The 20377-nt window shown below is 59.9% G+C and carries 18 protein-coding genes; 14 read left to right on the top strand and 4 right to left on the bottom strand.

The annotated features are described in order from the left end of the window. Positions 1-63: 63 nt before the first annotated feature. A complete protein-coding gene (locus JFU37_RS16020) occupies positions 64-2448 on the bottom strand; it encodes a hybrid sensor histidine kinase/response regulator (RefSeq protein ID WP_201116153.1) in 2385 nt (794 codons plus the stop codon). 313 nt (positions 2449-2761) lie between these two features. On the opposite strand from JFU37_RS16020, the gene JFU37_RS16015 reads away from it, so the two are divergent. The 4 genes from JFU37_RS16015 (at position 2762) to JFU37_RS16000 (ending at position 6275) form a co-directional block, all read left to right on the top strand. Further along, the gene (locus JFU37_RS16015; protein ID WP_201116150.1) at positions 2762-3559 is read left to right on the top strand and encodes a hydroxymethylpyrimidine/phosphomethylpyrimidine kinase; all 798 of its coding nucleotides are present in this window, start codon (positions 2762-2764) and stop codon (positions 3557-3559) included. 18 nt (positions 3560-3577) lie between these two features. Then, entirely contained in the window at positions 3578-4201 is a 624-nt protein-coding gene (gene thiE, locus JFU37_RS16010) for a thiamine phosphate synthase (protein WP_201116148.1), read from the top strand. 17 nt (positions 4202-4218) lie between these two features. Next, positions 4219-5502, top strand: coding sequence for a glutamate-1-semialdehyde 2,1-aminomutase (hemL, locus tag JFU37_RS16005; protein ID WP_201116146.1), 1284 nt, complete (start codon positions 4219-4221; stop codon positions 5500-5502). A 224-nt stretch (positions 5503-5726) separates the two neighbouring features. Next, positions 5727-6275 carry a tetratricopeptide repeat protein gene (locus tag JFU37_RS16000; protein ID WP_201116143.1) on the top strand — a complete coding sequence of 183 codons (549 nt, stop codon included), beginning with the start codon at positions 5727-5729 and terminating at the stop codon, positions 6273-6275. Positions 6276-6490: 215 nt separating this feature from the next. Here JFU37_RS16000 and JFU37_RS15995 read toward each other — a convergent pair whose 3' ends face one another. After that, positions 6491-6820 (bottom strand): DUF1820 family protein, encoded by a 330-nt coding sequence (locus JFU37_RS15995; RefSeq protein WP_007894425.1) that lies wholly within the window; start codon positions 6818-6820, stop codon positions 6491-6493. Between the two features lie 134 nt (positions 6821-6954). Between JFU37_RS15995 and miaB the strand changes: the two genes are divergently transcribed. From miaB to lnt, 5 genes are all read left to right on the top strand, one after another. Continuing rightward, positions 6955-8280, top strand: a complete 1326-nt coding sequence (gene miaB, locus JFU37_RS15990) for a tRNA (N6-isopentenyl adenosine(37)-C2)-methylthiotransferase MiaB (protein WP_201116141.1) — start codon at positions 6955-6957, stop codon at positions 8278-8280. A gap of 181 nt (positions 8281-8461) precedes the next feature. After that, positions 8462-9466: a PhoH family protein gene (locus JFU37_RS15985; RefSeq protein ID WP_201116139.1), complete on the top strand. Its 1005-nt coding sequence runs from the start codon at positions 8462-8464 to the stop codon at positions 9464-9466. Further along, the gene (gene ybeY, locus JFU37_RS15980; protein WP_201116137.1) at positions 9459-9953 is read left to right on the top strand and encodes an rRNA maturation RNase YbeY; all 495 of its coding nucleotides are present in this window, start codon (positions 9459-9461) and stop codon (positions 9951-9953) included. The genes JFU37_RS15985 and ybeY overlap by 8 nt, the downstream gene beginning before the upstream one ends. A 5-nt stretch (positions 9954-9958) precedes the next feature. Continuing rightward, positions 9959-10798 (top strand): HlyC/CorC family transporter, encoded by an 840-nt coding sequence (locus tag JFU37_RS15975; RefSeq protein WP_201116135.1) that lies wholly within the window; start codon positions 9959-9961, stop codon positions 10796-10798. Between the two features lie 270 nt (positions 10799-11068). After that, positions 11069-12592 carry an apolipoprotein N-acyltransferase gene (lnt, locus tag JFU37_RS15970; protein WP_201116515.1) on the top strand — a complete coding sequence of 508 codons (1524 nt, stop codon included), beginning with the start codon at positions 11069-11071 and terminating at the stop codon, positions 12590-12592. Between the two features lie 131 nt (positions 12593-12723). Here the strand turns inward: lnt and JFU37_RS15965 are convergent, their stop codons facing one another. Further along, positions 12724-13485, bottom strand: coding sequence for a YdcF family protein (locus tag JFU37_RS15965; RefSeq protein ID WP_201116133.1), 762 nt, complete (start codon positions 13483-13485; stop codon positions 12724-12726). A gap of 112 nt (positions 13486-13597) precedes the next feature. Further along, on the bottom strand, positions 13598-13918 hold the full coding sequence (locus JFU37_RS15960; protein WP_201116132.1) for a hypothetical protein: 321 nt from the start codon (positions 13916-13918) through the stop codon (positions 13598-13600). Positions 13919-14197: 279 nt separating this feature from the next. On the opposite strand from JFU37_RS15960, the gene leuS reads away from it, so the two are divergent. The 5 genes from leuS (at position 14198) to JFU37_RS15935 (ending at position 20309) form a co-directional block, all read left to right on the top strand. Then, positions 14198-16804: a leucine--tRNA ligase gene (gene leuS, locus JFU37_RS15955; protein ID WP_201116131.1), complete on the top strand. Its 2607-nt coding sequence runs from the start codon at positions 14198-14200 to the stop codon at positions 16802-16804. Positions 16805-16893: 89 nt separating this feature from the next. After that, positions 16894-17499: an LPS-assembly lipoprotein LptE gene (locus JFU37_RS15950; RefSeq protein ID WP_201116130.1), complete on the top strand. Its 606-nt coding sequence runs from the start codon at positions 16894-16896 to the stop codon at positions 17497-17499. Between the two features lie 39 nt (positions 17500-17538). Further along, entirely contained in the window at positions 17539-18576 is a 1038-nt protein-coding gene (gene holA / locus JFU37_RS15945) for a DNA polymerase III subunit delta (protein ID WP_201116129.1), read from the top strand. 182 nt (positions 18577-18758) lie between these two features. After that, entirely contained in the window at positions 18759-18923 is a 165-nt protein-coding gene (gene arfA, locus JFU37_RS15940) for an alternative ribosome rescue factor ArfA (protein ID WP_094470475.1), read from the top strand. 63 nt (positions 18924-18986) lie between these two features. Next, complete coding sequence (locus tag JFU37_RS15935) at positions 18987-20309, top strand: lytic murein transglycosylase (RefSeq protein ID WP_201116128.1); 1323 nt, start codon at positions 18987-18989, stop codon at positions 20307-20309. The last annotated feature ends 68 nt before the right edge of the window (positions 20310-20377 follow it).

The raw sequence follows: 20377 nt of genomic DNA, 5'->3' as shown, positions 1-20377 counted from the left end.
TTTGGTCAGCCAAGGGAATTCAGTTAAGCACCGCCCCTTGGCCGATCAAAGTGTCATATCTGCCTATCTGCCGGCGCTTTCACCCTGCTGCGGGCAGAGCACCCGCCGATAAAGCACTGCCTGCAAGTCCTCGAATTTTACCGGTTTGCCCAGATAGTCAATCAACGCGCCGGTCGGGCAGCGCTCACGATCAACGCTCAGGGCCACCATGAACACCGGCAATTCGGCGCAACCCGGCAATGCGCGGATCTGGCAGCACAGAGACACACCGTCCGCGGCAGGCAACTGGCAGTCAAGCAGCACCGCGTCAAAGGCTTCACGCTGCAAATACTCCAGCGCAGCACCGCTGCTGTCAGCGGTGCGCACCCGGAACCCAAGCTTGAGCAACATGCCGCGCATCACAAGTTGATTGATGCTGTTGTCATCCGCCAGCAGCACGGTGCAATCCTGTGGCAGTCGCAAGCGCGGAAAATCCCGGCTCATAAAAGGTGCTTGCACACGCTCTACCACCGGCTGTTCGAACTCGACATCCAGCTGGAAGCGGCTGCCGCTCCCTGGCTCGGAGCGGTGAGTCAGGCGTCCGCCAAGCAATTCGACCAGTTGCCGACAAATCGCCAGGCCGACGCCCAGGCCGCCGTATTCACGGGTCATCGAGCCGTCGAGCTGGAAGAAGCGTTGATACATCGTCGCCTCCCCCAGATCGGTGAAACCGATGCCGGTGTCGATCACCGCAAATGACAGGGCCAGGCGATTGTTTTCCAGAGGTTTGCCCGTCACGCGCAGCGCCAGACCGCCGACCTTGGTGAACTTGATCGCGTTGTCCAGCAGACATTCCAGGCATTGCGCCAACTTGGCGCTGTCGCCGTTCAAGCGATCCGGCAGCCCCTGTGTCACGTCCACTTTGAAATCCAGGGACTTGCTCGATGCATTGCCTTGGAACTGCAGGCGCAATGCTTCAACCACGCCGCGCAAACTGAAGGGGGTCGCCGAGGCCTTGAGCTTGCCAGCCTGCAGCTCGGTCAGGGTGAGGATGCCATTGACCATGCGCATCATGTCCCGTGCCGAACCCGCTGCGGTTTGCTGGTATTGCTCCAGCTCGGTGTCCATTTCGACGGTCTGCATCAGTTCCAGCGAACCGATCACACCGTTCATGGGCGTGCGCAGTTCGTGGGTCAGCGTGGCGAGGAATTCGTCCTTGAGTTTGTTGCTTCGAGCCAGTTGCTGGTTGAGCACTTCGAGTTTTTGACCGGCATCGAACAGGGTCTGCGCTTGCTGCTCGCGCATGGCGTTGATGCGGTCGGCCAGCGCCAGGGACAGCAACGCGACTTCGATCGCAGAACCAATCTGGCTGGAATACATGGTCAGGAACACGTTCGGCAAGTAACCCAACACCATCAGCGTGTTGATGATGCCGCCGAGCAAAAACGCCGACCAGGCAATAATAAAATACCGCGCCACTCGCAAACCGCGCAGCCAGGCGAAAATCCCTGCTGTAAAAATCGCCACGGTGAACGTCAGTGCCAAGGCCGTTGCCAAGCGCAAGGCCAGCGCGTAACTGGTCATCAATGACAATCCGACCACCACCGCACCGAACGCAATCAGCGCCAGCAACAAGCGGTCGAGCCAGCGACTGTAAGTGGCTGTCTGCAAGAAGCTGCGGGCGAACTGGCTGCCGAACAACCCTGCGCAACCGATGAAAAACGGCGTCGCAGCATTGGCCCACCACGGGTTGTCCGGCCAGAAATACTGCACCGCCGCGCCGTTCACCGACAGCTGATACAAGCCGAACGAGGCGATATAGAAAATGTAATAGAGGTAGCTGGTGTCGCGCACGCTGAGGTAGATGAACAGGTTGTAGACCAGCATCCCCAGCAACACGCCATAGATCAACCCGAGCACATACAGTCGCACCGGCTGTTCTTCGAGGTATGCGGTGCTCGACCACAACGTGACCGGAGCCTGGATCGAGCCTTCGCTTTGCAGGCGCAGGTACACGATTTGCGTCTGATCAGGGGTGAAGTTCAGATCGAACAGATAGTTGTTCTGGCGGATCTCGCGACTGTCGAATGGCAAGGCATCGCCGGTCTGTCGGGCCAACTGATAGCGACCGTCAGCATCAGGCAAGTACAAATCGAGGTGATCGAGGGGCGGATAGGCCAGTTCCAGCAGCCAGGTGCGTTGCGCATCAGGGTTGGTCGGGCGGTAATGCAGATCGATTTTCAGCCAGAACGCCGAACGCGAGTAACCCGCGTTGAGGGTGTCTTTATGGTGGGGCTTGAAGTTTCCCGCCGCCGCTTGTGCGCGAACATCCGCAATGGTCGCCTGACCACCCGCGTCCTCGAACACTTGCAGGGTGCGCCCCAAGGGGAGGCTTTGAGTGAATTCATCGAATTCGACGGCGCTCGCCATGAGGGGCAAACACAACAGCAACATCAGCAAATAGCGCATTGAAGCCCCAGCGTGGCCTGTCCGGTTCTGTCAGGAAGCCCCCCATTCCGTTTGAGTAGACGTAGAACCGGTATCACCTGTTATTGGTTTGGATCCACTCTAGCATAGCCGTTGATGGCCTTTGAACACCATCGAAATCTTTCCTACAAAGGCTCTAGCACGGGCGTTCCAGCGCTACACATTGAGCTAGAGCTGTTGACCCGGTCAGAAGGGGCTGAAAAGATCGCAGCCTCCTTGTAGGAGCTGGCGAAGCCTGCGATCTTTTGATCTTCCTGCGGCCGAAAAAAGATGTTTGGTGGTAAGCTCGCGCACCATGAATATCTACAGCTCTCGCCCCGTTGTCCTCTGTCTCTCCGGCCACGACCCAAGTGGTGGCGCCGGCCTGCAGGCAGATATCGAAGCCCTGCTCGCGCAGGGTTGCCATGCGGCTCCGGCCGTCACCGCCCTGACCGTGCAAGACACGGTCAACGTCACTGACTTCCGCGTCCTCGACCGTGAGTGGGTGTTGGCCCAGGCCAACGCCGTGCTCAACGATTGCGAAGTCGCTGCGGTCAAACTGGGCATGCTCGGTTCACTGGAAATGGTCGACACCGTCGTCGAACTGCTCCAGGCGCACCCGCATTTGCCAATGGTCTGCGACCCGGTGCTGCGCGCCGGCGGTGGCGGACGACTGGGCAAGGATGAAGTCGGCTACGCTATGCGCGAACGCCTGTTGCCCTTGGCCATCATTGCCACCCCCAACCTCCCCGAAGCACGCATCCTCGCCGAACTGCCCGAAGGCACCGCGGACGAATGCGCTGAAAAACTCCTGCCGTTCGTCAAACACCTGCTGATCACAGGCGGCCACGGTGATGAACACGAAATACACAATCGCCTGTACAGCCGTGACGGCCTGCGCGAAACCTATACCTGTCAGCGCCTGCCCGGCAGTTATCACGGATCGGGTTGCACCCTGGCCAGCGCCCTCGCCGGTCGTCTGGCCCAGGGTGAAAATCTCGTCAGCGCGGTGCAGACCGCACTTAACTACACGTGGCGCACCCTGCGTGATGCCGAGCAACTGGGCAAAGGTCAGTTCGTGCCCCGCCGCTTGCCGCTGGATTTCTGTTCGTAACGCCATGAGGCTTGTCCGATGAAACTACGTGGCCTGTACGCCATTACCGACAGCCAGCTACTGGCGGGTAAATTTCTTTCGTACGTGGAGGCGGCGCTGGAAGGCGGCGTTACCTTGCTGCAATACCGCGACAAAAGCAGCGATGAGGCCCGCCGTCTGCGCGAGGCCGAAACCCTGCGCGACCTGTGCGACCGCTACAAGACCCAGCTGATCATCAACGATGATGCCGAACTGGCCGCGCGCCTGAACGTCGGCGTGCACCTGGGCCAGACCGACGGCCCGCTGACGCCGGCCCGGGCGTTGCTCGGTCGCCAGGCGATCATCGGCTCGACCTGCCACGCGCAACTCGAGCTCGCCGAACAAGCTGCCAAAGAAGGCGCCAGTTATGTCGCTTTCGGCCGCTTCTTTAATTCCAACACCAAACCCGGTGCACCGACCTGCAGCCTCGAACTGCTCGACCAGGCCCGCAGCAAACTGCACCTGCCGATCTGCGCAATCGGTGGCATCACCCTGGACAACGCCGCCCCGCTGGTGGCCCACGGGGTCGATTTGCTGGCGGTGGTCCATGGTTTGTTTGGCGCCGACAGCACGGCCGAGGTAACACGCCGGGCCCGTGCCTTTAACGAATTGTTCAAATCCTGATTTTTGAGAGCCCGATCATGTCTCGTTCTGAAACCCTGTTTGCCAATGCCCAGAAACACATTCCCGGTGGCGTGAACTCACCTGTTCGCGCATTCAAGAGCGTCGGCGGCACGCCGCTGTTCTTCAAACACGCCGAAGGCGCCTACGTCACTGACGAAGACAATAAGCGTTATGTGGATTACGTCGGTTCCTGGGGCCCGATGATTCTCGGCCACAGCCATCCGGACGTGCTGGACGCCGTGCGCAAGCAGCTTGAGCATGGATTGTCCTACGGCGCTCCCACCGAGATGGAAACCCAGATGGCTGATCTGGTCTGCTCGATCGTGCCGTCGATGGAAATGGTGCGCATGGTCAGCTCCGGCACCGAAGCGACCATGAGCGCCATTCGCCTGGCCCGTGGTTTCACTGGTCGCGACAGCATCATCAAGTTTGAAGGCTGCTACCACGGTCACTCCGACAGTTTGCTGGTCAAGGCCGGTTCCGGCGCCCTGACCCAAGGCGTACCAAGCTCGGCAGGTGTGCCGGCAGCCTTCGCCAAACACACCTTGACCCTGCCGTTCAACGACATCGATGCCGTTGCAACCATGCTCGCCGAAGTCGGCCAGGACGTGGCGTGCATCATCGTCGAGCCCGTGGCCGGCAACATGAATTGCGTGCCACCGGCACCCGGTTTCCTCGAAGGCCTGCGGACCCTGTGCGACAAGCATGGCGTGGTGCTGATTTTCGACGAAGTCATGACCGGTTTCCGTGTCGCCCTCGGCGGCGCACAAGCGCACTACGGCGTGACGCCGGACCTGACCACCTTCGGCAAGATCATCGGCGGCGGCATGCCGGTCGGCTGCTTCGGCGGCAAACGCGAAATCATGTCGCACATCGCGCCTTTGGGTCCGGTCTACCAGGCGGGCACCTTGTCGGGTAACCCATTGGCGATGGCGGCCGGCTTGACCACCTTGCGCCTGATCAGCCGTCCAGGTTTCCATGCCGAGCTGAGCGACTACACCAGCCGCCTGCTCGACGGTCTGCAACAGCGCGCTGATGCCGCCGGCATTCCGTTCGTGACCACGCAGGCCGGCGGCATGTTTGGCCTGTACTTCAGCGGCGCCGACGACATCGTGACCTTCGATGACGTAATGGCCAGCGACGCTGCCCGGTTCGGGCGCTTCTTCCACCTGATGCTCGAGGGCGGGGTGTATTTGGCGCCGAGCGCATTCGAAGCCGGCTTCACCTCGATCGCTCACGGCGAAGCCGAGCTGAAACTGACACTGGATGCCGCCGAGCGAGCATTCGCTGCATTGAAATAACGCTGAGCCGCTGACGTTGGCGATTGCCAGCGTCAGCTTTCACCTACATTCCTGCCCTTATTCCTACGCTTCTGCTAATAATCCCCCGCAAAGTGGGCGATATATTTCCCGCGCAGCAGAAAAACGAGTAAAGACTTTGTAAGGTTGGCCCTGCTTATTTCATAATGCGCGCTTATTGGATCCCTCGATGGGTCCGCGCGCCCTTCAGAGGTAAGTCGATTCCCATGAACCGCACCGGCCGCGCCCTTGCACTGGGCTGCCTGTTGCTCCTTCAGCCCCTGCTCGCACAGGCAGGCGGCAACTCGTTGTTAATCCCAGCGATGGGTCGTTGCACCCTCAATACCCAGGGGCAAGATCTGGCACAGGCACTCGCTGTCTGTCAGAAAGCGTCGGATGCAGGGGATGCGCAAGCGCAATACGAGTTGGGTGAGTTCTACTACAACAGTAAAAATACGCCGCGCGACCTCAATCAAGCCCTGAGCTACTTCGAAAAGGCCTCGCTGCAAGGCCATGCCCAGGCACAGTTCAAACTGGGCACCATGTTTTTCCATGGCGAAGGCGTACCGGCCAATAACATTCAGGCGTACATCGTGCTGAAAATGGCGGCGGTCAATGGCGCTGAAGATGCGCTGGACACGGCTGACGAAGTGGCGGAAAAAATGCCGCGCGAAGAGCTGGAAGTCGCTACCCAAGTGCTTGGGCAAATTTTCCGTAAATACCTGATGGAATTGCAAAGCGCCGACGGGCGTACACCGTTTTCGCCACTACCCTGATTCCTGCACTGGCCCTGTGGTGAGGGGATTTATCCCCGTTCGGCTGCGCAGCAGTCGTAAAGTCAGCGAATGCGGTCCGCTTGAAAGAATGCATTGGCTGATGGCAGGGCTGCTTCGCAGCCCAACGGGGATAAATCCCCTCGCCACAATAAATCCCCTGATCACAATGACTCTCTAGCCACAGTAGAGAGCCCTATCAGCTTCAAGACTGCTACTTACTTCTCAGGCATCGGCATCGGAAACGGCATGACATTGCCAACCGCGCCGCGGGCTTCGCTGATTTTCGGCGTGCCTAGACGCTCGACTTCGTCGATGCGCACGATCGAATGCATCGGCACAAAACTGCGCACAACGCCTTCAAACTGAGCCTTGAGTTTCTCTTCGCTCGGATCGACGACCACTTGCGTGCGCTCGCCAAAGACGAACTCTTCCACTTCCAGAAAGCCCCACAGATCACTTTGATAGATCTGCTTGGCGTACATTTCGTACACCTGGCCCTGGTTGAGAAAAATCACCTTGTAGATTGGAGCTTCACGTTTGGTCATGGTGGGCGAGCAACACATCGGGGATAAAAATGAGGGCGCGAACTATAGCATAGCCACCGGACGCGCAGCGGTAGGAACCTTGGGACATGTTCCCTATAATGCTTGGTTCTTTGAATCACGTGATGACTCTTTCCATGGCCAAGAAGCTTTACATCGAAACCCACGGTTGCCAGATGAACGAGTACGACAGCTCGCGCATGGTCGATCTGCTGGGCGAACACCAGGCCCTGGAAGTCACCGCTCGCGCTGAAGACGCGGACGTAATCCTGCTCAACACCTGCTCCATTCGTGAACGTGCTCAGGACCGGGTGTATTCCCAGCTCGGTCGCTGGCGCGAACTGAAGCTCGCCAACCCGGACATGGTGATCGCCGTCGGCGGTTGCGTGGCCAGCCAGGAAGGCGCGGCCATCCGCGATCGTGCCCCGTATGTCGACGTGGTATTCGGCCCGCAAACCTTGCACCGCCTGCCGGAAATGATCGACGCCGCACGCGCCACCAAGTTGCCGCAAGTGGACGTCTCGTTCCCGGAAATCGAAAAGTTCGACCATTTGCCCGAGCCGCGCGTCGATGGCCCGAGTGCTTACGTGTCGGTCATGGAAGGCTGCAGCAAGTACTGCACGTTCTGCGTAGTGCCCTACACCCGCGGTGAAGAAGTCAGCCGCCCGTTCGACGACGTGATTGCCGAGATTATCCACCTGGCCGAAAACGGCGTACGTGAAGTGACCCTGCTGGGTCAGAACGTCAATGGTTATCGCGGCGCCACACACGATGGTCGCCTGGCGGACCTCGCCGAACTGATTCGCGTGGTGGCCGCCGTCGATGGCATCGACCGGATTCGCTACACCACCTCGCACCCGCTGGAATTCTCCGACAGCCTGATTCAGGCTCACGCCGATGTGCCGGAACTGGTCAAACACCTGCACCTGCCGGTGCAATCGGGTTCAGACCGGATTCTGTCGGCGATGAAGCGCAATCACACCGCCCTGGAATACAAATCCAAACTGCGCAAACTGCGCGCCGCCGTGCCGGGGATCTGTATCAGCTCCGACTTTATCGTCGGCTTCCCGGGCGAGACCGAGAAAGATTTCGAACAGACCATGAAGCTGATCGAAGACGTCGGTTTCGACTTCTCCTACTCGTTCGTCTACAGCCAGCGTCCCGGCACACCGGCCGCCGACCTGGCCGACGAAACGCCGGAAGAACTGAAAAAAGAACGCCTGAACGCGCTGCAACATCGCCTTAACCAGCAAGGCTTCGAAATTAGCCGACAAATGGTCGGTTCGATCCAGCGGATCCTGGTCACCGATTATTCGAAAAAGGACCCCGGCGAGCTGCAAGGCCGGACCGAGAATAACCGGATCGTCAACTTCCGCTGCGACAATCCAACCTTGATCGGCCAGTTCGCCGATGTGCACATTGATGCCGCACAGCCGCACTCATTGCGGGGCTCGCTGATCTAATAACCGCCAAAAGATCGCAGCCTTCGGCAGCTCCTACATGGATAGCATTCCCCTGTAGGAGCTGCCGAAGGCTGCGATCTTGGCGGTCTCGACGATTAGAAGTTTTAAGAGCTTTCGCACCCGCGCCACTGGCGCTATCCTTAATTTCATCTTAATTGCCCCAGGGCGGCTAAATACGACCTTGAACGCACCCATCGAACCACATCGTTTCATCCTCGAGCCCGTTGAGGCTCGCCGCTTCGCCAATTTGTGCGGGCAATTCGACGAGCATCTGCGCTTGATCGAACAGCGCCTGACCATCGAGATCCGCAACCGCGGAAACCAGTTCGAACTGATCGGCGACCCGAAACACACCACCTCCGCGGAAAACCTCCTGCGCCGCCTGTACCGGGAAACCAAAGGTACCGAGCTGTCGCCGGACATGGTTCACTTGTTCCTGCAAGAATCAGCCGTCGAAGAGCTGGACAACGTCTCCCCCGCCGAACCTTCCGTGGCCCTGCGCACCAAAAAAGGCATGATTCGCCCTCGCGGCTTGAATCAACTGCGCTACGTGAAGGAAATCCTCGGTAACGACATCAATTTCGGCATCGGCCCGGCCGGTACGGGCAAGACGTACCTGGCCGTTGCCTGCGCGGTGGATGCGCTGGAACGCGAGCAGATTCGGCGCATCCTGCTGGTGCGTCCGGCGGTTGAAGCGGGCGAAAAGCTTGGCTTCCTGCCCGGCGACCTGTCACAGAAAATTGACCCGTACCTGCGTCCGCTGTACGACGCCCTCTACGAAATGCTCGGCTTCGAACACGTCGCCAAGCTGATCGAACGTCAGGTGATCGAAGTCGCGCCGCTGGCCTACATGCGCGGTCGAACGCTGAACAACAGCTTCATCATCCTCGACGAAAGCCAGAACACCACGGTCGAGCAAATGAAGATGTTCCTGACCCGGATCGGCTTCGGTTCAACCGCGGTCATCACCGGTGACATCACCCAGGTCGATCTGCCGAAAGGCACCAAGTCCGGCCTTCACCATGTGATCGAGGTGCTGAAAGACGTGCCTGGCATCAGCTTCACCCATTTCATGCCCAAGGACGTTGTGCGCCATCCGCTGGTGCAACGCATCGTCGAAGCCTACGAGCGCTTCGAGAATCGTGCGGCAGACGACACCCCAAAGGATAGCCGCCGCGATGCTTGAGCTTGATCTGCAACTCGCTACCGAAGCGTCTGCCCCAAGCGAAGCCGAGTTCCGCCAATGGTGCGAACTGGCTCTGCGCCAGCGCACTGCCGACTCTGAAATGACCATTCGCCTGGTCGACGAAGAGGAAGGTCGCGAGCTGAACCACACTTGGCGGCAAAAGGATTACGCCACTAACGTCCTGTCGTTTCCTGCCGATGTGCCGGACGAGTTTCTCGACATCCCGCTGCTCGGCGATCTGGTGATCTGCGTGGCAGTGGTCGAGCGCGAAGCCGCCGAGCAAGGCAAGGAACTAAACGCCCATTGGGCGCACCTGGTGATTCACGGCTGCTTGCATCTGCTCGGTTACGACCATATAGATGACGACGAAGCCGAAGAGATGGAAGCGCTGGAACGAACGTTGCTTGCAGAACTGGGCTATCGCGACCCGTACGCGGACGACGAAATAGAAACATCCCCTATCGTTACAACAAAGGATTCAGAGTAATCGCTATGAGCGAAGATCGATCGAGCAACGGGCAAAAGTCTTGGCTGGGTAAGCTCACCCAGGCTTTTGCCCACGAGCCGAAGAACCGCCAGGAGCTGTTGGAGCTGCTGCGCGACGCACACCAAAACAAGTTGCTGGACAGCGAAGCGCTGGCCATCGTCGAAGGCGCCATCCAGGTTGCGGACCTGCAAGTACGGGACATCATGGTCCCGCGCTCGCAGATGATCAGCATCAAGGCGACCCAGACACCCCGCGAGTTCCTGCCTGCCGTGGTCGACTCGGCCCACTCCCGCTACCCGGTCATCGGCGAAAGCCACGACGACGTGATGGGCGTGCTGCTGGCGAAAGACTTGCTGCCGTTGATCCTCAGGGAGAACGGCGACAGCTTCAACATCAAGGACCTGCTACGCCCGGCCACTTTCGTGCCCGAGTCCAAGCGCCTGAATGTGCTGTTGCGCGAGTTCCGCGCCAACCACAACCACATGGCCATCGTCATTGACGAATACGGCGGCGTGGCAGGGCTGGTAACCATCGAAGACGTGCTGGAGCAAATCGTCGGCGACATCGAAGACGAGCACGACGTCGAAGAAGACAGCTACATCAAGCCCCTGCCCAGCGGTGACTTCCTGATCAAGGCCCTGACGCCCATCGAAAACTTCAACGAGTTCTTCGACTGCGAGTTCTCCGACGATGAGTTCGACACCGTTGGCGGCCTGGTGATGAGCGCGTTCGGGCACTTGCCAAAACGCAACGAAATCACTGAAATCGGCCCTTATCGCTTCCGCATCCTGAACGCCGACAGCCGTCGGATTCACTTGCTGCGCTTAACACCTATTGCCCGCTAAGGATTGGGGTGTGTCATCAGCTATTTCCTGCATCGCGTTGCGCCTGAAAGCGGGCCAGGCAAGGCGCAGGCCGCAGGGAATGGCTTGCCCTTTCCAAGGACTGCAACGCAGCATGGCCCGCTTTCAGGCGCAACCCGAAGGGCCGGGTCTGCTGTTACGCAGGGCTGTGTTACTCGTCGCTCATTTGAAAACCCAAACCACACTCCTCGCGCCTTGCCCTGCGTAACAGCAGACCCGGCGCGATACAGGAAATAGCTGATGACACACCCCCTGCATCGTCTGACCCGCCCCGGCTGGCCCGGTAACCTGCTGGCCGTGGTGGCCGGTGGACTCACCACCCTGGCCCTGGCGCCATTCGATCTCTGGCCGCTGGCATTGCTGGCGGTCGGTTTTTTCTATGCCGGTTTGCGCGAGCTGAGCCCACGCCAGGCCCTGGGCCGTGGATGGTGTTTCGGTTTCGGCCTGTTTGGCGCCGGCACCAGCTGGATCTACTACAGCATTCACAACTTTGGCGGCGCGTCGGTGCTGCTGGCCGGGCTGCTGATGCTGGCCTTCACCGCAGCGATTGCCTGGTTCTTCGCCCTGCCCGCCTGGATCTGGGCGCGGTGGTTGCGCCGAAACGAAGCGCCGCTGGCCGATGCCTTGGCGTTCGCGGCATTGTGGGTCGGCCAGGAAGCGTTTCGCGGCTGGTTTCTCACTGGTTTCCCATGGCTTTACTCCGGCTACAGTCAGCTCAATGGCCCACTGGCCGGACTCGCGCCCATCGGCGGCATGTGGCTGGTGTCCTTCACGCTGGCCCTGACCGCCGCACTGATCTACAACGCTTCGCGCCTGATCAAGACCGGCCGTAAGGGCTTTATCGCGGCCGGCGTGTTGCTGCTGATCGGTCCTTGGGTCGCCGGCATGGCACTGAAAGGCCACGCCTGGACCAGTCCGGCGGGCGCACCGCTGACCGTCGCGGCGATCCAGGGCAACATCGAACAAAGCATGAAGTGGGACCCGGCGCAGCTCAACGCACAACTGGCGCTGTACCGCGACATGAGTTTCAGTTCCAAGCGCGTCGACCTGCTGATCTGGCCGGAAACCGCGGTCCCGGTGCTCAAGGAGTCCGCCGAGGGCTACCTGAACATGATGGGAAACTTCGCCGCAGAGCGTAACTCCGCACTGATTACCGGCGTACCGATCCGTCAGGAAGTCCACCACGAGAAGCGTTTCTTCAACGGCATCACCGTGGTGGGCGAAGGTGACGGAACGTACTTGAAGCAGAAGCTGGTGCCATTTGGCGAATACGTTCCACTGCAGGAAGTGCTGCGCGGTGTGATTGCCTTCTTTGACCTGCCCATGTCGGACTTTGCCCGCGGCCCGGACGATCAGCCAATGCTGCAGGCCAAGGGTTATCAGATTGCGCCGTTCATCTGCTACGAAGTGGTGTATCCAGAGTTCGCCGCCAGCCTCGCCGCCCGTAGCGATTTACTGCTGACCATCAGCAACGACACCTGGTTCGGTACCTCCATCGGCCCGCTGCAACACTTGCAGATGGCGCAAATGCGCGCGCTTGAGGCCGGCCGCTGGATGATCCGCGCCACGAATAACGGCGTCACCGGCCTGATCAACCCGTACGGCCAGATCACCGCGCAGATCCCGCAATTCGAACGCGGCATTCTGTATGGCGAAGTGGTGCCGATGCACAACCTGACGCCGTACCTGCAATGGCGTTCGTGGCCGCTGATCATTGTGTGTGTGTTGTTGTTTGGATGGGCGTTGGTTGCGAGCCGGATGGCCAAGACTGTCTGATACGCGAACTCTGTAGGAGCGAGCTTGCTCGCGATGGACATGAACGATGACGCGTGATTCCCGCCAGCAAGCGCCGCCCTCACGCTCATCGCGAGCAAGCTCGCTCCTACAGGGAATGTGTAAGTTTTCGGTTATCGGTAAAACAACCAATACCCCACCTGCCCCACCGCCTCATTCAACAACTGCCCGCTCTGCCAGATCGATTTGAACTCCGGCATCCAGCCGCCCAGCGGCCGGGCGTTGTCCACGCCCAAGTACCCTACCGGCGCCGGCACCACCTCAAACCCAGCCTTCTGGAAACTCCAGACCGCTCGCGGCATATGCCAGGCCTGGGTCACCACCACAACGCGCTTGATCCCTTCCGGCAACAACACCTCGGCGCTGAACTGCGCGTTCTCCCAGGTTGTGCGACTGCGCCCTTCCTGCCAACGCACGGTCACGCCAAAATCATCGAGCATCGAGTCAGCCATCAATTTGGCTTCAGTCGGCGGAGTGCCGAAATGCAAACCGCCGCTGGTCAGGACCGGCAGGCCCGAGGCCTTGGCCAATCGTGCGGCGTAACGTTCACGCTCCAGACCCACACCGGTCGGCTGGTCGGAGCCCCACGCCAGGTCGCCACGTTCGCGTCCCGAGCCCAGCACCACGATCGCGTCCGCCTGCTGACCCAGGGTTGCCCATTCATCGTGCGTCAGCGGCGCTTCACGCTCAAGTGCCTCGGCGCCCCACTGCACCATCACCGGCAGGCTCATCAGCCAAAAGCCACCCACACCCAGCGCAAAGCAAAAGCCAGCAAGCCGCGGCCTTGAGCGACGCAACCACCAGGCAAGAACCAACAGCAGCAAAAGAATGCCGGGCGGCAGTAGAAGTTGTTTAACGAAATAACGAAAAGGCATCGAGCATCTCCAGAGATGCTCGAAGCCTATGTGGGTTGACGCAATGCGACAACAACTGTGCAAGCACTATGCTGTAAATAAACATCAGTCATGGCTTTAGCTTCAAGTGCCCTTACTTGAATTGCAGAGACCGGACCTTTACCGCGTCTCTGCCGGGAGTCTTGTCCTTAAGCCAGATGATCTTGGCTGAACGTGGTGCGTCGAGTTGCTTCACTGCTTCTGACAAGCATCCGTGTGTTTCACGTTCACTGCGATCCAGATACGCCTTGACCAGTGCATACTCAGCGGGGCTCAAACCACGCAGTTCCAGCTCAAGAGGACGTTCGTCACGCAGCTGGCCAGCGGTTTTTGCCGCGTCCAGGGCCATTCCCAGCCGATCGATCAGTCTTTCGTACAGCTCCGGTTTTGTAACTTTTTCCCGTGACTCAACCATCCCTCACCTCATTGAAGATAAGACTTACTCCCCATTTAGAGCTTAGCTTCGCTGAACAAACCGGCTGGACGCCGCGACCAACGGCCCTCGCAGCCCGTTTCGGGGGGGCCCCGACAGTAATCAGGGTTTCCCTCGGTAGAGTGCGGTCATGTATGCTACGGCGCTTCCTGTAACTCCACTTCCAGCTTGTCTGGGCAGCGAAACGCCGATTCGGCGTGATCATCGCCCAGCGTTGCATCGAAGAGGATTAGGCCACCCCTATTCAGTTCAAAAGTAGCCATGCACGAACAATATCAGCCCCGTGAAATCGAAGCCGCCGCCCAGTCGTTCTGGGACGAGCAAAAGTCCTTTGAAGTCAGTGAACAGCCAGGCAAGGAGACGTTCTACTGCCTGTCGATGTTCCCTTACCCCAGCGGCAAGCTACACATGGGGCACGTGCGCAACTACACCATCGGCGACGTGATCTCCCGCTATCAGCGCATGCAAGGCAAAAACGTCCTGCAACCCATGGGTTGGGACGCCTTTGGCATGCCGGCGGAAAACGCCGCGATGAAAAACAACGTAGCGCCCGCCAAATGGACCTACGAAAACATCGCCTACATGAAAACCCAGCTGCGCAGCCTGGGCCTGGCGGTGGACTGGTCACGTGAAGTGACCACCTGCAAGCCGGATTACTACCGCTGGGAACAATGGCTGTTCACTCGCCTGTTCGAAAAAGGTGTGATCTACAAAAAAAGCGGCACCGTGAACTGGGACCCGGTCGACCAGACCGTCCTGGCCAACGAACAGGTGATCGACGGTCGCGGCTGGCGTTCCGGCGCGCTGATCGAGAAGCGCGAAATCCCGATGTACTACTTCAAGATCACCGCCTACGCGGATGAACTGCTGGAGAGCCTCGACGACCTGACGGGCTGGCCTGAACAGGTCAAGACCATGCAGCGCAACTGGATCGGCAAATCCCGCGGGATGGAAGTGCAGTTCCCGTACGACGTCGACTCCATCGGCGAAACCGGCGCAATGAAAGTCTTTACCACCCGTCCGGACACCCTGATGGGCGCGACTTACGTCGCCGTGGCCGCCGAACACCATCTGGCCACCCTGGCTGCGCAGAACAACCCTGAGCTGCAAGCGTTCATCGCTGAATGCAAGGGCGGCAGCGTCGCTGAAGCCGACGTCGCCACACAAGAGAAAAAAGGTCTGCCGACCTCGCTGTTCGTCGAGCACCCATTGACCGGTGAGAAACTCCCGGTATGGGTCGCCAATTACGTACTGATGCACTACGGCGACGGCGCGGTCATGGCGGTTCCGGCGCACGACGAACGTGATTTCGAGTTCGCCACCAAGTACAACCTGCCCATCAAGTCGGTGGTGCGCACCAGTTCCGGTGACACTAACCCGGCGCCTTGGCAGGATGCTTACGGCGAGCATGGCACGCTGATCAATTCCGGCGAGTTCGATGGCCTGGACTTCGAAGGCGCCTTTGACGCCATGGAAGTCGCGCTGATCAAGAAAAACCTGGGCGCCTCGCGCACCCAGTTCCGCCTGCGCGACTGGGGCATCAGCCGTCAGCGCTACTGGGGCTGCCCGATCCCGATCGTCCACTGCGACACCTGCGGTGATGTGCCGGTCCCGGAAGATCAACTGCCAGTCGTACTGCCGGAAGACGTCGTACCGGATGGCGCCGGTTCGCCTCTGGCGCGCATGCCCGAGTTCTACGAGTGCAGCTGCCCGAAATGCGGCCAGCCTGCCAAGCGTGAAACCGACACCATGGACACCTTCGTCGAGTCCTCGTGGTACTACGCCCGTTACGCCTCGCCGCACTATGAAGGCGGCCTGGTGGAAAAATCGGCGGCCGACCATTGGTTGCCGGTGGATCAGTACATCGGCGGTATCGAACACGCCATTCTTCACCTGCTGTACGCGCGCTTCTTCCACAAGCTGATGCGTGACGAAGGCCTGGTGAGCTCCAACGAGCCGTTCAAGAACCTGCTGACCCAAGGCATGGTGATCGCCGAGACTTACTATCGTCGCGAAGCCAATGGTGCCTACACGTGGTTCAACCCGGCGGACGTCGAACTCGAACGCGACAGCAAGGCCAAGGTCATTAGCGCCAAGCTGATCGCAGACGGCCTGCCGGTGGAAATCGGTGGCACCGAGAAGATGGCCAAGTCAAAGAACAACGGCGTTGACCCGCAGTCGATGATTGACCAGTTCGGCGCAGACACCTGCCGCCTGTTCATGATGTTCGCCTCGCCGCCTGACATGAGCGCGGAATGGTCCGACTCCGGAGTAGAAGGTTCGCACCGCTTCCTCAAGCGCGTCTGGCGTCTGGCTCAAGCGCACGTCACTCAGGGCCTGCCGGGCAAACTGGACGTCGCCAGCCTGACCGACGAGCAGAAAGCCATCCGGCGTTCGATCCACCAGGCCATCAAGCAGGCCAGCCACGACGTCGGCCAGAACCACAAATTCAACACCGCCATCGCCCAGGTGATGACGTTGATGAACGTCCTGGAAAAAGCCCCGCAAGGCACCGAACAGGATCGCGCCCTGATTCACGAAGGTCTGGAAACCGTGACCCTGTTGCTGGCACCGATCACCCCGCACATCAGCCACGAACTGTGGAATCAACTGGGTTATGCAGACCCGGTGATCGACGCAGGCTGGCCGGTGCTGGACGACAGCGCGCTGGTGCAGGACAGCCTGCAGCTTGTCATTCAAGTGAATGGCAAACTGCGCGGGCACATCGAAATGCCGGCCAGCGCCAGCCGCGAAGAAGTCGAAGCCGCCGCACGCGCCAACGAAAACGTGCTGCGCTTTGTCGACGGCCTGACTATTCGTAAAGTGATCGTAGTGCCCGGGAAACTGGTCAATATCGTCGCCAGCTAAATTGGATCAGGCGCCAGGTCATACCCGGCGCAGAGTAAGACCTTTCGGGCCGCATGATCGGCCCACCTGGTTTCAAGGGGAGCAACAAGATGATCAAACGCAATTTGCTGGTGATGGGTCTCGCCGTACTGCTGAGCGCCTGCGGGTTCCAGCTGCGCGGCACCGGCACCACCGAACTGGCGATCAAGGAACTCGACGTCAGCGCCCGCAACGCCTACGGCGAAACCGTGATCCAATTGCGCCAGGTGCTGGAAGGCAGCGGCGTTAAGGTTTACACCGGCGCCCCCTACAAACTGGTGCTGACTGACGAGCAGGAAAACCAGCGCATCCTCAGCTATGCCGGTGCCGGCCGTACTGGCGAGTATCAGGTCACCACGGTGCTGAACTACGACATTCGTGGTGCCCACGACCTGCCACTGATGAGCGACAAGCTTGAAGTGCAGAAAATCTTTATCCATGACGGCAACAATCTGGTCGGCTCCGATCAGGAAGCCGTCACTGCCCGCACCGAAACACGTCGTGAACTGATTCAGCGCATGATGCTGCGCTTGCAACAGCTCTCGCCGACCCAGCTGGATCAACTGCAGCAGACTGCCGAAGCCAGGGCCAAGGCTGACGCCGCGGCGCTGGAAGCGGCGCAGAAGGCTGAAGCGAATACTCCGCGTCAGTCGCCAGTCCAACTGCCGAAGCAGTAAGGTTTACGGGGCGCTCAGGCGCCCCGTTCACCCTCTCTTATGAAACTCGCCCCCGCCCAACTCGCCAAACACCTGCAAGGTGCCCTTGCGCCCGTCTACATCATCAGTGGCGATGACCCCTTGCTGTGCCAGGAAGCCGCTGACGCCATTCGTGCCGCCGCCCGCCAACAGGGTTTCGACGAACGCCAGGTATTTGCCGCCGATGCCAGTTTCGACTGGGGTACGTTGCTGCAAGCGGGTGCGAGCATGTCGTTGTTCGCCGAAAAGCGTCTGCTGGAACTGCGCTTACCCTCTGGCAAACCCGGTGACAAAGGCGCCGCTGCGTTTATCGAGTACTGCTCGCGACCAGCCGAAGACACGGTGTTGCTGATCAGCCTGCCGAAACTTGACGGCAGTGCGCAAAAAACCAAATGGGGCAAGGCCCTGGTCGAAGGCCAGCAGACCCAGTTCGTGCAGATCTGGCCGGTAGACGCCAACCAGTTGCCAAGCTGGATCCGTCAACGGCTGTCCCAGGCCGGGCTTTCCGCCAGCCAGGACGCCGTCGAATTGATCGCCGCACGGGTTGAGGGCAACCTGCTGGCCGCCGCCCAGGAAATCGAAAAACTCAAGCTGATGGCCGAAGGCGGTCAGATCACCGTCGAAACGGTGCAGGCAGCAGTGGCTGACAGTGCGCGCTTCGATGTTTTCGGGCTGACCGATGCCATTCTAAACGGCGAAGCGGCCCATGCCCTGCGCATGCTCGAAGGGCTGCGGGGCGAAGGCGTCGAACCGCCGGTGATTCTTTGGGCCCTGGCCCGTGAACTGCGGCTGCTGGCCAACCTGTCACTGCAATACAGCCAAGGTGTGCCGCTGGACAAAGCCTTCAGCCAGGCCCGACCGCCGGTCTGGGATAAACGCAAACCACTGATGAGCAAAGCCCTGCAACGCTATTCGGCGCAACGCTGGGCGCAGTTGTTACTGGAAGCTCAGCGCATCGATGCGCAGATCAAGGGCCAGGCCGCGGGCTCGCCGTGGATGAGCCTGAGCCGGTTGTCGTTGTTGATGGCCGGTCAGCGCCTTAACTTGCCCGCCGAATAGATCAAAAGATCGCAGCCTGCGGCAGCTCCTACATGAGAATGCAATCCCCTGTAGGAGCTGTCGCAGGCTGCGATCTTTTGATCTTGCTTCCTACACAAAACACATCCATTGGCCCTATAGACAGAACCCCGACTTCGGCAGATTATTTGCCCCGCAAAACCCACTCACTTGCGGGAATCCTCATGAGCAAAAAGCCATCCAAAAATGGCCCCAACAAGGCCAAATCCATCATCGCCCAGCCACTGTTCCGCAGCCGTCAGGAACGAGCCGGCAAGGGCAAAGGCAGCTACCGCCGCGAAGCCTTCCAGTCTAATAGCTGGGAGGCTTCTTACTTTCTGGCAGCCTGAAAAGGCAGGCGTTCGCTCAACATGTTAAGGTCTGCACCTGATTCGTTTTCCCTGGACCCGTGCATGCCCCTTTGTCTTTCCCGTCGTTGGCACCTGCGCCAACTGATCGCTGCCTCCAGCCTCATTTTGCTTGTCGCCTGCGCGGAAAAACCGACCGCCGCTGACGCCCAGCCGCTTCAGACCCTCCCCGTCGCGACAGCCCCTGCGGTCATTCCGCCCGTGGTGCCGACCGGTGAAAACCTCGACATCCAGCCGACCCAGACCTTTGCCGAATGGCAGGCGGGGTTTCGTAAGGACGCACTGGCCGCCGGCATTCGCGCGGACCTGTTCGACCGCGCTTTCGCCAATGTCAGCTTCGACCCGAGCGTGATTAATGCCGATCGCAGCCAACCGGAGTTCTCCCGTCCGGTGTGGGAATACCTCGACGGCGCCCTGTCGCCGTTGCGGGTGCGCAAAGGTCAGGCGCTGATTAGCCAGTACGCCGACACCCTGCAACGTATCGAGCAGCGTTATGGCGTCGATCGCCAGGCATTGGTTGCGGTATGGGGCATGGAGAGTAACTTCGGTCAGTTCCAGGGCAACAAGTCGGTGATCAACTCCCTGGCGACCCTCGCCTACGAAGGCCGTCGTCCCGGGTTCGCCCACGCGCAATTGATTGCCGCCCTGCAGATCCTGCAACAGGGCGACATCGAACCTGAAAAAATGCTCGGTTCCTGGGCCGGCGCCATGGGCCAGACCCAGTTCATCCCGACCACCTACAACACCGACGCCGTGGATTTCGATGGCGACGGTCGCCGCGACATCTGGGGCAGCCCCGCCGACGCCCTGGCCTCGACCGCGCATTACCTGCAAAGCTCCGGCTGGCAGAAAGGCCAGCCGTGGGGCTTTGAAGTTCAGTTGCCGGGCAGTTTCAATTACATGTTGGCCGACGGCACGATTCGCAAGAGCGTCGCCGAATGGCAGCAACTGGGCATCTCGGTGCCCAACGGCGCTCAGGTTCCGGCAGGGTCCGAACACCTGTCAGCCGCCCTGCTGCTGCCGGCCGGTTACCGTGGCCCGGCATTCCTGGTCCTCGACAACTTCCGCGCGATCCTCAAGTACAACAATTCGTCGTCCTATGCATTGGCCGTGAGTCTGTTGTCCGAGCGTTTCAATGATGCTGGATTGATCAGTGGCACATGGCCCAAAGATGATTTGCCGTTGAGCCGTACCGAGCGGATCGAACTGCAGAGCTTGCTGAGTGCCCGGAACTACGACGCGGGCAATCCCGACGGGATCATCGGCGCCAATACCCGCAAGGCCATCCGCAGCGCCCAGCAGTCGTTTGGCTGGCCGGCGGATGGATATCCGACGCACAAGTTGCTCGAAGGACTTCGTAGCCGCTAGAAGCAAAAGATCGCAGCCTTCGGCAGCTCCTACAGGCGCACACAAAACCCTGTAGGAGCTGCCGAAGG

Source organism: Pseudomonas sp. TH41, from assembly GCF_016650695.1.
GTDB lineage: Bacteria > Pseudomonadota > Gammaproteobacteria > Pseudomonadales > Pseudomonadaceae > Aquipseudomonas.
This window is presented reverse-complemented; position numbering and strand designations above follow the sequence as displayed.

Excerpts from the sequence above, each read along its gene's own strand:
- JFU37_RS15995 (WP_007894425.1), bottom strand. The coding sequence starts at position 6,820 with ATGACCAAACGTGAAGCTCCAATCTACAAGGTGATTTTTCTCAACCAG.
- JFU37_RS15960 (WP_201116132.1), bottom strand. The coding sequence starts at position 13,918 with ATGGTTGAGTCACGGGAAAAAGTTACAAAACCGGAGCTGTACGAAAGA.
- JFU37_RS15935 (WP_201116128.1), top strand. The coding sequence starts at position 18,987 with ATGCCCCTTTGTCTTTCCCGTCGTTGGCACCTGCGCCAACTGATCGCT.
- leuS (WP_201116131.1), top strand. The coding sequence starts at position 14,198 with ATGCACGAACAATATCAGCCCCGTGAAATCGAAGCCGCCGCCCAGTCG.
- JFU37_RS15965 (WP_201116133.1), bottom strand. The coding sequence starts at position 13,485 with ATGCCTTTTCGTTATTTCGTTAAACAACTTCTACTGCCGCCCGGCATT.
- hemL (WP_201116146.1), top strand. The coding sequence starts at position 4,219 with ATGTCTCGTTCTGAAACCCTGTTTGCCAATGCCCAGAAACACATTCCC.
- JFU37_RS16015 (WP_201116150.1), top strand. The coding sequence starts at position 2,762 with ATGAATATCTACAGCTCTCGCCCCGTTGTCCTCTGTCTCTCCGGCCAC.
- holA (WP_201116129.1), top strand. The coding sequence starts at position 17,539 with ATGAAACTCGCCCCCGCCCAACTCGCCAAACACCTGCAAGGTGCCCTT.
- arfA (WP_094470475.1), top strand. The coding sequence starts at position 18,759 with ATGAGCAAAAAGCCATCCAAAAATGGCCCCAACAAGGCCAAATCCATC.
- miaB (WP_201116141.1), top strand. The coding sequence starts at position 6,955 with ATGGCCAAGAAGCTTTACATCGAAACCCACGGTTGCCAGATGAACGAG.
- JFU37_RS15950 (WP_201116130.1), top strand. The coding sequence starts at position 16,894 with ATGATCAAACGCAATTTGCTGGTGATGGGTCTCGCCGTACTGCTGAGC.
- thiE (WP_201116148.1), top strand. The coding sequence starts at position 3,578 with ATGAAACTACGTGGCCTGTACGCCATTACCGACAGCCAGCTACTGGCG.
- JFU37_RS15975 (WP_201116135.1), top strand. The coding sequence starts at position 9,959 with ATGAGCGAAGATCGATCGAGCAACGGGCAAAAGTCTTGGCTGGGTAAG.
- JFU37_RS16020 (WP_201116153.1), bottom strand. The coding sequence starts at position 2,448 with ATGCGCTATTTGCTGATGTTGCTGTTGTGTTTGCCCCTCATGGCGAGC.
- JFU37_RS16000 (WP_201116143.1), top strand. The coding sequence starts at position 5,727 with ATGAACCGCACCGGCCGCGCCCTTGCACTGGGCTGCCTGTTGCTCCTT.
- ybeY (WP_201116137.1), top strand. The coding sequence starts at position 9,459 with ATGCTTGAGCTTGATCTGCAACTCGCTACCGAAGCGTCTGCCCCAAGC.